General features: G+C 72.6%; 9 protein-coding genes and 1 pseudogene. 6 read left to right on the top strand and 4 right to left on the bottom strand.

Annotated elements, in window-relative coordinates:
- From ACTWQE_RS16905 to ACTWQE_RS16890, 4 genes and pseudogenes are all read right to left on the bottom strand, one after another.
- A partial coding sequence (locus tag ACTWQE_RS16905) for a polyprenyl synthetase family protein (RefSeq protein WP_443329767.1) occupies positions 1–718 on the bottom strand: 718 nt, incomplete at its 3' end.
- A 217-nt stretch (positions 719–935) separates the two neighbouring features.
- Positions 936–1,070 (bottom strand): annotated as a pseudogene (locus ACTWQE_RS16900) (NmrA family transcriptional regulator); the annotation flags it as partial.
- A gap of 679 nt (positions 1,071–1,749) precedes the next feature.
- Entirely contained in the window at positions 1,750–2,958 is a 1,209-nt protein-coding gene (locus tag ACTWQE_RS16895) for an FAD-dependent oxidoreductase (protein ID WP_443329766.1), read from the bottom strand.
- A 28-nt stretch (positions 2,959–2,986) separates the two neighbouring features.
- Entirely contained in the window at positions 2,987–4,264 is a 1,278-nt protein-coding gene (locus ACTWQE_RS16890; RefSeq protein ID WP_443329765.1) for a carboxylate--amine ligase, read from the bottom strand.
- A gap of 203 nt (positions 4,265–4,467) precedes the next feature.
- Between ACTWQE_RS16890 and fahA the strand changes: the two genes are divergently transcribed.
- From fahA to ACTWQE_RS16860, 6 genes are all read left to right on the top strand, one after another.
- Positions 4,468–5,700: a fumarylacetoacetase gene (fahA, locus tag ACTWQE_RS16885; RefSeq protein WP_443329764.1), complete on the top strand. Its 1,233-nt coding sequence runs from the start codon at positions 4,468–4,470 to the stop codon at positions 5,698–5,700.
- A gap of 846 nt (positions 5,701–6,546) precedes the next feature.
- Positions 6,547–7,350, top strand: coding sequence for a GntR family transcriptional regulator (locus ACTWQE_RS16880; RefSeq protein ID WP_443329763.1), 804 nt, complete (start codon positions 6,547–6,549; stop codon positions 7,348–7,350).
- Positions 7,351–7,428: 78 nt separating this feature from the next.
- Entirely contained in the window at positions 7,429–7,656 is a 228-nt protein-coding gene (locus tag ACTWQE_RS16875; protein WP_443329762.1) for a 4Fe-4S dicluster domain-containing protein, read from the top strand.
- A gap of 42 nt (positions 7,657–7,698) precedes the next feature.
- Positions 7,699–9,111, top strand: coding sequence for an ABC transporter substrate-binding protein (locus tag ACTWQE_RS16870; protein ID WP_443329761.1), 1,413 nt, complete (start codon positions 7,699–7,701; stop codon positions 9,109–9,111).
- Entirely contained in the window at positions 9,108–10,031 is a 924-nt protein-coding gene (locus tag ACTWQE_RS16865; RefSeq protein ID WP_443329760.1) for an ABC transporter permease, read from the top strand. The genes ACTWQE_RS16870 and ACTWQE_RS16865 overlap by 4 nt, the downstream gene beginning before the upstream one ends.
- Before the next feature lie 295 nt (positions 10,032–10,326).
- Entirely contained in the window at positions 10,327–11,106 is a 780-nt protein-coding gene (locus ACTWQE_RS16860; protein ID WP_443329759.1) for an ABC transporter ATP-binding protein, read from the top strand.
- Positions 11,107–11,212: the final 106 nt, after the last annotated feature.

Raw genomic sequence — 11,212 nt, 5'->3', positions numbered from 1 at the left:
GGTCCGTGCCCGGCGTCTTGCCCGACTCATGGCTGTCGCTGGCGATGTCGAGGACGTCGTCCGCGAGCTGGAAGGCGGTGCCGAGCCGCTCGCCGTACTGGGTGAGGATGTCCACGACGCTCTCGTCGGCGCCCGACATCATCGCCCCGAACCGGCCCGATACGGCGATCAGCGAGCCCGTCTTGCCCGCGATGACATCGAGGTAGTGGTCGATCGGGTCGCGGCCGTCGCGCGGGCCCGCGGTCTCCAGGATCTGGCCGGTGACCAGCCGTTCGAACGCCTCGGCCTGGATGCGTACGGCCTCCGGCCCGAGGTCGGCCAGGATGTGCGAGGCACGGGAGAACAGGAAGTCACCGGTGAGCACGGCGACGGAGTTGTCCCAGTTGGCGTTGGCGCTGGGCACCCCGCGCCGCACCTCCGCCTCGTCCATCACGTCGTCGTGGTAGAGCGTCGCGAGATGGGTCAGCTCCACGACCACCGCGGAGGGCACCACGCCCGGTGCGTGCGGATCGCCGAACTGGGCGGCCAGCACCACCAGAAGGGGGCGAAACCGCTTGCCCCCGGCCCGTACGAGATGCTGCGCCGCCTCCGTGATGAACGGGACGTCGCTCTTCGTGGCCTCCAGCAGGCCCTCCTCGACAGCCGCCAACGCGGCCTGGACATCGGCTTCCAGAGCCTGGTCCCGCACGAGCAGCCCGAACGGCCCGACGACGGTCACGAGGGGTTCTCCTGTCTGCGGACGACTACGTGGAATGTCGATGTGTCGCTGTCACCAGTGGCAGCGTATCCGGTCGTCCGGCGATCACAGCGGGCGCCTGCCCGACCGGGCCCCGCACGCCCTGCGCGAGCGCGTGCCCGCGGCGGGCCCCCGTATGCCCTTGATCAGCTGTGGATCTCCGGGCCCGGGGGCCCCGCTCGGGGCCGGCCGGAAGGTGTCAGGCGTCACTCCGGACGCCGGTGGCGGCGGCCTCCCGGACGTAGTCGGTGAAGTCCCGCGGCTCCCGGCCGAGGGCACGCCGGACTCCGTCCTCCAGATGCGCGTTGCGGCCGTCCAGGACCTCGGAGAAGAGGTAGCTCATCAGTGCCACGAGCCCGTCCGGACGGCATCAGCCCGCACGAGCACCGGCTGGGCGCCGCGGCCGCCACGGGCCCGTCGTGACAGCCGCCCGCCGCCCGGCACTTCCCGAGCGACGGCCGCCGGATCCCCCTCGCGGGAGCGGGACAGGGGTGCGGCGTGGCCCGCGGCGCTACTGCTGTGACCGGGACGGTTTGCCGGGAAGGTTTGCCGGGATGCTTGCGCCGGCCGCGGCGCTGCCGGTGGCCGCCGGGCCGGTCGAGGCGCACGCCGACGTACCGGTCGGCAGACGGGCAGATGCTGCGGATCGCAGCTCGCGGCGTCCGGTGCGGTGCATCGCAAGGCGGTGGGGGTACCCCCGGACGGAGTCCGGGGGGATCGCCCTCGTACTGGGGTCCCCCATGCCGAAGGCCAGGGGAGTACTCGGGCGACTCCAACAACGCAGCGAGGTTGCCGTGCCGGGCGTCGCGAACCGGTGAACCTTCCCGGTCACAGCGCTAGGGCGTGTTTCGAAAGTAGCGCCGTCCGCCCGAAGGGCGGGGGTCGCGGCGGCTGGTGCGTGCGATCGCAAGGCGGAGGGTCGTCCTCGTACTGGGCGTACTCGGACGAGCCCGACAACGCAGCGAGCGTGCGTGCCAGGCGTCGCGGGCCAGGCGGGACTTTCGAAACACGCCCTAGCCGTGGTCCGCGGCCACGGCCTTCGCCAGCCGCGGGGACGCGAACGCGGTCCCGCAGACGAAGCGCATCACCGGCCCGTACGACGACGCCGCCGGCAGCCCCGTGAAGTACAGGCCCCGCACCGATGAGCGGTAGCCCGCGCGCAGGCGGGGCGCACCGCGGCTGGTGGCCAGCTCCGTGCGCAGCTCGTCGCCCAGGAAGTCCAGCGCCGCCACGTCCACGCGGTACCCGGTCGCGGCCAGCACATGGTCGGCGGCCAGTTCGGAACGGGACTCCCCGGGTCCGGCCAGGGACAGTACCGGGCGGCCGTCCTCCACCCGCGCCCCGGTGATACACCGGCCCGCCGTCACCTGGACACGCCCCTCGAACCGCTCCCGCAGCCACCACGCGCCCAGTGGACCGAGCACCCGGCGCACCAGATAGTGCCGGGTGGCCGGGGGCAGGAACCGGTACGGGCCCGCGTGGCGGCTGAGGACGTACAGCGACCAGGCCCGCCCGAACGGCGACTCCGGACGCAGCCGCGGCTGCTTCCACGGCGGATCACCGAAGCCCACCGCGTCCCGCCCGCGTGTCACGACCCGTACCTTCGCGCCCGACTCGTGCAGCAGCACCGCGCTCTCCAGCGCGGACTGGCCCGCCCCCACGACGGCGACCTCACGCCCGGCGAATCGGCCGAGATGGTGATGCTGGGAGGTGTGCGAGACGGGCCCGGTGGCGGACGGCCCTTCCGGTGCGGCGGCGAGGAGCTCCTCCGGCAGCCGGGCGAAGCCGCTGAGGCCGGTCGCCACGATCACCGCCGCCGCCCGGAACTGCTCCCCCGAGTCCAGCTTCACCTCGAAGTCGGAGAAGCGGCGGTCGACCGACACCACCCGCACCTCCTCCAACTCCGGCAGGAGCCGCTGCTGGAACCACACGCCGTAGCGGACGAAGGTCTCCACCGGGATGATGTCCTCGTCTCCGACCAGCCGGCGGATGCCGGCCGCGTCGCAGAAGTCGACCAGCGTGTGCCCCGGCTGCGGGGCGTCGATGGCCGACGCGGCCGGGGTGGATTTGAGCAGCATTCCGGCCGGCATCTGCTCGTGCCAGCTCACCATCGGCCTTCCGAAGATCCGCACGGGGACGCCGTGCGCGCGCAGATGGGCGGCGGTCGACAGGCCGTACGGTCCGGCCCCGATGACCACGACAGGCTTGTGCGGCAGGTTCACAGGTCCCCCATGACGTGACGGTCCACGGCTATTCAGCGGTCGTACGGCGGGATGAGGTGTCGGCGGTCGTACGGCGGGCCGAGCGCCACATCTGCAACAGATGCGCGGCGCCCGGCCGGATGAACCGGGCGATCATGGTGAAGAAGGGTTTGAGGTCGTCGCGGGCCAGCCAGGCCAGCTCGGTTCCGGTGGCCCGCGCGGGCGCGTGCGGCGTGGTGTAGCCGCTGCGGCGGTAGGCCAGCAGAGCGGGCAGATCGATGTTCTCGACGACGAAGTGGTGTCCGGCGCGCTGCTCCCCCTCGGGGACCGTCCGCCCGGTGAGGTCCAGATGCTGGGCGCGGACCACGTCGATCCCCGCCGCGTTCTCGAAGAGCCGGAACTGCGCGCCCATCCGGGGGTTGAAGTCCAGCAGTTTGTACCGCTCGTCGCGGCGGTCGTACCGCAGATCGAGATCGACGATCCCGGAGAAGCCGATCTCCTTGACGAACTGGGCTGCAAGGGCGGCGAGTCCGGGATTGTCGACGACGCAGGCGCGTGCGGTCATCCCCGCGTGCGGCGGCCAGGAGCGCACCTTGACCCCGGTGAAGAGGGCCAACGGGAGGCTGTCCGCGTCGAAGTAGGCGTGCACGATCCAGTCCTCGGCCTCCTCCCTCGGCAGGTACTCCTGGAGGATCACCCCCGGCTGCGGCCCCCAGCCCCGCGCCAGCCGGAGGAGCTGGGCGGCCCCGCCGATACGGGTGGTGCCGTGCACAGCGGGCCGGCGGCGGCGCTCGAAGGCCTCGCGGTTCTTGGCGACCACCGGGAAACGCGCGCTCGCCGCGAACTCCTCGACATCGGCGTACGAGTCGGGGAAGACGGCGGCGGGAGAGGGCACACCGTGCTCCACGCACAGCTCGTGCAGCCCCTGCTTGCTGGCCAGTCGGCGGGGTAACTCCGGGTCCACACGCGGGAAGAGGAACCGCTCGCGCAGCGCGCCCGCTTGCTCGGCGATCAGCACCGCCGCCTCTTCGTCGGTCGGGATGAGCACGGCGGGCCGACCGATCCTGCGCCCGATCCGCAGCAGCCCGTCGACCAGCCGTTCCGGGCTCTCCCGGCCGGACGTCGGCCAGACGAAGGGCTGCCGGAGATAGCGGGACTGCGCGGCGGGAGTCCAACGGTCCTCCGTGACCGCGTACATCGGCACGCCCAGCCGGCCCAGGCTGCGGATGGCGCCGACGCCCCCGTGGTGCAGCGGATAGTTGCCGATCTTCACGACCAGTCCGGGCACACTCCGGTCCGCCCTGAACAGCGCGCCACTGCTCGCCACCAGTCCCCCTCGGCCATCCGGCCCAGTGGCCCCCCACTGCCCATGACCTGACAAGGACGATACGTCAACATCAGCACTGACAGGGGCGCTTTTCCGGGCAATTGCGAGCTCTTTAGTATTCATTGCCGATCGGCCCATGGCGCGCCATCAGGCCGTAACCTGTGGGACCGACCAACGGCGGACAGGAAGGCGAGGCAGCGACCATGCCCGAGCAGAGCCCGCTCGATCTTGCGCAAGGCGACCCCTTCGGCCTGCACAACCTCCCCTACGGCGTCTTCAGCACCGCCGACGAGCCGGACCGCCGCCGTATCGGCGTGCGCTACGGCGACCGGGTGCTGGACGTCCACACGGCGGCGACGGCGCTCGGTTCCCCGTACTCCGACCTGCTCGCGCACCCGACGCTGAACGCCCTGATGGCGGCCGGCCGCCCCGTCTGGCAGGCCGTCCGCAGCGGCATCCGGACCTGGCTCGGCTACCCGGCGATCGACCCCTTCCTGCACCCCCTCGACGCGGTCATGCTGCACCTCCCCTTCGAGGTCGCCGACTATGTCGACTTCTACGCCAGCGAACATCACGCCACGAACGTCGGCCGGATCTTCCGGCCCGGCGGGGAGCCGCTGACCCCCAACTGGAAGCATCTGCCCATCGGATACCACGGCCGGGCGGGCACCGTCGTGGTCTCCGGCACCCCGGTCGTACGGCCCAGCGGCCAGCGCAGGCCCACCGCCGACCCCTCTTCCGCGGCCGCACCCGGCCCGGTGTTCGGCCCCACCCAGCGTCTCGATATCGAGGCCGAGGTCGGCTTCGTGGTGGGGACCCCGACGGCGCTCGGCGAGACGGTGCCGCAGTCCGCGTTCCGTGAGCATGTGTTCGGTGTCTGTCTGCTCAACGACTGGTCGGCGCGGGACATCCAGTCCTGGGAGACCGTCCCCCTCGGCCCGTTCCTGGGGAAGTCCTTCGCCACGTCGGTGTCCGCGTGGGTCACCCCGCTCGACGCGCTCGACCCGGCCCGTACGGCGCCCCCGCCCCGCACCCATGAGCTGCTGCCGTACCTGGACGACAGCGCGCTGGAGCCCGCCGGCCTGGACATCCGGATCGGTGTCGCCATCAACGGACACACCGTCTCCCGGCCGCCGTTCTCCACGATGTACTGGACGGGGGCCCAGCAGCTGGCCCATATGACGGTCAACGGCGCTTCTCTGCGCACGGGCGATCTGTATGCGTCCGGCACGGTCAGCGGTGAGCGGGCGGAGGAGCGGGGCTGCCTGCTGGAGCTCACCTGGGCGGGCCGCGACCCCCTGGAGCTGCCGGACGGCAAGCGCACCTTCCTGGAGGACGGCGACGAGGTCACGCTCACCGCCTGGGCCCCGGGGCCCGACGGTCTGCGTACGGGCCTGGGCGAGGTGACCGGCCGCGTCGCCCCCGCCAGGCACTGACGCGGCCGTCCCATATCGGCCTCACCGCTTGGGCCCCGGACCCCTCGGCCTGCGCACCGGCCTGGGCGAGGTGACCCTGGGGCTGACGCCCGCTTCGACCTCACCGCCCGGGCCCAGGACCCCGTCGGCCTGCGCACCGGCCTCGGCGCGGTGACCGGCCGCACCGCCCCCGCCAGGCACTGACGCGGCCGTCCCGATATCGACCTCACCCCGGACCCGTCGGCCTGCGCACCGGCTTGGGCGAGGTGACCGGCTGGGGCTGACGCCCGCTTCGACCTCACCGCCCGGGCCCAGGACCCCGTCGGCCTGCGCACCGGCCTCGGCGCGGTGACCGGCCGTACCGCCCCCGCCAGGCGCTGACGCGGCCGGCGCCTCAGGACCTCACCCGCCCGTGCGCCTCCGGCCCCGAGGGCCCGCGCGACCACCACGGACGGGCGGGCTGACGCGCCGCGTCGCGCGGTGACCGGGGCGGCGGCCTCCCGCGTACCGATGCCGATCACCATCGGGCGCGGCGCCGGCGGCAGCGGTTCGGCGTACGGTCCGCCGGACCGACGGGCGCCCGCTGCGGCAGACGTGCCGCACGCGGTGGGAAGCCGCTGAGACGGCGGTCCGGATCCTGGACGGGACACCGGTCGCCGATCGTGCGGAAGGTCCGGTGGCGGCCGGTCCGGACGTCCGGATCGTGGGACCCGTAGTGGCAGATCTTCTCGGAGCGCCAGAGAAACAGCAGGTCAGAACCATTGTGACCTAAGCGCCCAGTGGCGCAACACTGTGGCAACACTCCCCCGGCCGGCCTGTCGCTATGGTCCCAACCACGACCGATACAGCCGACCCCGGAGCCGGCCGATGCCAGCCGAACTCCCCCAGCGACCGCAGGGAGGTGCCCCCGTGCGCGAACCCACCCACACCGCGCCACTCGCCGCCGCGCGCCGGCGACGGCTGCGCGCGGACCGGGCGCGCCAGCTCGCCGACCTGCTGCGCCACCAGGTGCTCACCGGCGGTTTCCCGGACGGCGTACTCCCCCTCGAGGACGCCGTCGCCGCGGACCACCGGGTCTCCCGCAACACCGTCCGGCAGGCGTTCGAGCTGCTGCGCGCCGAGCAGTTGGTGGAGCGCCTCCCCGGGGTCGGGACGGTCGTGGTGGCGGAGAAGTACCCGCACGGGCTGGACCGGCTGAAGGGGCTCGCGGAGACCCTCCACGAGCACGGCCGCGTCAGCAATGAAGTACGCGCCATGGGCCCGGTCACCGCGCCGCCGCCCGTCGCCGACCGGCTCCGCCTCCCCGCGTACACCGAAGTGCTCTACATCGAGCGGCTGCGGCGCCTCGGCGGGGTACCGCTCTCCCTCGATCTCACCTACGTCCCGATGGACGTCGGCGTCGAACTCCTCGGCGCCGACCTGGAGAACACCGATGTGTTCCGGCTGATCGAGAAGATCACCGGACAGCCGCTCGGCACCGCCGGGATCACCCTCGAGGCCGTCAACGCCGACGCGCACTCCTCCGCCGTACTGGAGGCCCCGCGCGGCGCGGCGGTCCTCATGCTGGAACGGCTCACCCATCTCTCCGACGGCCGGCCCGTGGACCTGGAGTTCATCCGCTTCCGCGGCGACCGCATCACCATGAGCGGAGTGCTGCGCCGCTCGCTCTGACCCGCACGCCCCCGCCCGTCCCCCCGTCACCCTCACGTCCCCGACGACGTCCCGCACACCCGTTTCCAGGAGACAGCCATGCCTCTCGCCCCTCAGCGTGCCGATGTGCCCGTGACCATCGACGCGTCCAAGTGCATCGACGGCTGCACCCTCTGCGTGGACATGTGCCCGCTGGACTCCCTCGCGATCAACCCCGAGAGCAACAAGGCGTACATGCACGTGGACGAGTGCTGGTACTGCGGCCCGTGCGCGGCCCGGTGTCCCACTGACGCGGTCACCGTCAACATGCCCTATTTGCTCCGCTGATCAAGATCCAGGTGAGAGGCCGTTCCGATGATGCACAGCCGGATGAAGCACAGCACGACGAGGCGCAGAGCCGTCCCCGCCGCGACGCCCGCCGCCGTCGCCACCGCCCTGCTCCTTCCGCTCACCGCCTGCGGAGGTGACGCGGACGCACAGGGCGACGACAAGAACGTCACGGTCACCGTCGGCTACCAGTCCAAGACGATCAACACCGTCACCGCCGGCACCCTGCTGCGCGAACTCGGCTACTTCGAGCGGGAGCTCAAGGAGCTGGGCCGCCGCGACGGCAGGACGTACAAGGTGACGTGGCAGGACTACGCGACCGGTGCCCCGATCACCGCCCAGATGGTGGCGGGGAAGGTCGACATCGGGTCCATGGGTGACTTCCCGCTGCTGCTCAACGCCTCCCGGGGCCGGCAGTTGAAGGCCCCCACCAAGCTGGTCTCCGTCACCGGCTACAACCTGCGCGGAGCGCTCAACACCATCGTCACCAAGCCGGACTCCACCCTCCGGTCGGTGAAGGACCTGCGGGGCAGGAAGGTCTCCAGCAGCGTCGGCTCCGCCTCCGACGGCACACTCGTACGGGCCCTCCAGCGTGCGGGCCTCGACCCGAACGAGGACGTCCGCAAGCTCAACCAGCAGCCCGCGGTGGGCGCTTCGGCCCTCGACGGCGGCAGTGTCGACGCGCTCTCGCAGTTCGTCGCCTGGCCGGGCCTGCTCGCCTTCCAGGGCAAGGCGCGGGCGCTGTACGACGGCGCGCAGCTGAAGCTGCCGACCTTCCACGGCACCACCACCCGCGCCGCCTTCGCCGACGAGCGGCCCGAGGTGGTGAAGGCCTTCCTCACCGCCCAGATCAAGGCCACCGGCTATCTGCACCAGCACCCGCTCGACGCTTCCGGCAAGGTCGCAAAGGCCACCGGGCTGCCGCCCGAGGTCGTCCATCTGTACAACGGTGCCAACGGCATCGCCACCTTCGACCCCACCGTCAAGCCCCAGCTCGTCGCCGCCCTGAAGAAGGACGTGCCCGTGCTGAAGGCGGCCAAGCTCACCGGGCCGGTCGACGTGGACGGCTTCATCGACGACAGCTATCTGAAGAAGGTCTACGGGAAGGGCTACGCCAAGGCCGTACGGTCCACCGCCAATCCGGCCGCGCTGCCCGGCGACTCCGCGACCGCGAGCGAGCTGTGGCTGGAGGGCGAAAACCGTACACGGTCCTTCGCCGACCCGACCGCGCTGCTGCGGTACGTCGCCGGGCACGGTGGTGCGGAGAAGGTGCGGGCGGCGTATGTGCCGGACGCCACCACCGGCACCCGCTGGTTCGCGGACCGGGCCGTATGGGTCGAGGACGGCTCCGAGCTCCGGCCGTTCGTCACCCGGGCCGCGGCCGACGCCTGGAAGGCGAAGCACTCCGGCTCGCGGACCGTCGACTACGCCGGCGCACTGAAGGCGGCGACATGACCGCCCTCTCCCCGGCCTCCTCCGACACCGCCGTACCGGCCGCGGACGCCACGGCCACTCCCGACCCCACGGCCGTCACCGAGGCCGCGGACGGCAGCGGGACCGGACCGGCGGCAGGCTCCTCCGGCACCGCGTCCCGCCGCCCCTGGCTGCGCTACACCCTGCGCGCCGGCTCGCTGCTCGCCGCCCTGGGCCTGTGGCAGCTGCTCACCGAGCTCGACATCAATCTGTGGCTGCGCTTCGAGCAGTTCCCCACGGTCGCGGATGTCGCGGGCGAGTTCCGCGACCGGCTGGGCAGCGGCGCGTACTGGCAGGACCTGACCGACAGCCTCAGCCGTATCCTCACGGGCTTCGTGCTCGCCGCCGTGCTGGGCGTGGCGACGGGCACGGCCATCGCCCGCTCCCGGCTCGTCGCGGACCTGATCGGGCCCGTGCTCGAGGTACTGCGCCCGATTCCCGCGATCGCGCTGGTGCCGGTGGCGATCCTGCTCTTCCCCAGCAACGAGCAGGGCATCGTCTTCATCACCTTCACGGCGGCGTTCTTCCCCGTGCTGGTCAGCACCCGGCACGCGGTGCGCGCGCTGACGCCCGTCTGGGAGGAGGCCGTGCTCACCATGGGCGGCGGCCGGTGGCGGATCCTCGGATCGGTGGTCCTGCCCGGTGCCCTGCCCGGGATCCTGGGCGGGCTGTCGGTGGGGATCGGCGTCTCGTGGATCTGTGTGATCTCGGCAGAGATGATCTCCGGCGAGTACGGGATCGGCTACCGCACCTGGCAGGACTACACGATCGTGAACTACCCGGGCGTCTTCGTCGGCATGGCGACCATCGGCGTCCTCGGCTGGATCACCTCGACGGCGGTGGAGCTCCTGGGCCGCCGCCTCACCCGCTGGCTCCCCCGGACCGAGCGGAAGACCTCATGAGGGCATCCGGCGGAACACAGCCGCGGGCTGCCGGGGCGCGCCCCGGTCCGCAGCGCGGCGGGTGGAAAGGCCACTGCCGTGGCCACGTACACCGGTCCCGGCCCGGACCGGGGCTCCCGCGCCGGACCGTTCGCGTGCCGGCCGGGGCGAAGCGCCGGGGCCCGGCGCCGAGAGCCGCGTGGCCCGGCCGGGACGCGAACGGCAGCTGCGGCCGCATCGGTGCGCACATCGCAACAGCGCGCGGAACAGCGCCCCCGGCCCCCGCGCCACCCACCCGTGAGGAAGAAGGTGCCCCGTGACCACCACCAGTGCCACCATTCCCCAAGCCCCGGCGGCAGCCGAGTCCGTCCCGCCCGGTGCACGGCTGACGTTGGAGGCCGCCACGCTCGGCCGGCCCGGCGCGCCCGTACTCCGGGACGTCGATCTCGACGTGGCACCCGGTGAGCTGCTGACCGTCGTCGGCCCCTCCGGGTGCGGGAAGTCGACCCTGCTGCGGACCTTCGCCGGGCTGCTCCCCGTGCTCGACGGGCAGGCCGGGCAGGACGGCGGGCCCATCGCCCGGCCCGGCGCCGACCGCGCCATCGTCTTCCAGGAGGACGCGCTGCTCCCCTGGCGCACCCTGCGCGCCAATGTCGAACTTCCGCTGGCCATACGGGGCGTGACGCGTGCCGAGCGCCGGGCGAAGGCCGACACCTGGCTGGAGCGCGTGGGCCTCGCCGGGCGCGAACAGCAGCTGCCGCACCGGGTCTCCGGCGGGCAGCGGCAGCGTGTACAGCTCGCCCGGGCGCTGGCCGGAGAGCCGCGGGCCGTGCTGATGGACGAGCCGTTCGGCGCGCTCGACGCCCAGACCCGCGCCGGAATGCAGCAGCTGCTGGTCGAGGTGTTGCGCGGCACAGGGGCCACCGTCGTCTTCGTGACGCACGACGTGGACGAGGCCCTGTTCCTGGGCGACCGGGTCGCGCTGCTCGGTACGGGCCGGGTCCCGGAGGTGCCCCGGCCTCGCGACCGCTCCGCCCACAGCGACCCCGCGACGGTCGCGCTGCGCCGCGAGATCCTCGCCTCGCTGGGCACCTGAATGGCCCTTCAGCTACCCGAAGACCCTCGTACCTGAAGCCGCTCCGTGCCCGAAGGCTGGTACCTGAACGTCCTTCGGGACCCGAAGGCCCCTCGCCCCCGCTGCC

The organism is Streptomyces sp. 8N706 (assembly GCF_052245415.1).
Lineage (GTDB): Bacteria > Actinomycetota > Actinomycetes > Streptomycetales > Streptomycetaceae > Streptomyces.
This window is presented reverse-complemented; position numbering and strand designations above follow the sequence as displayed.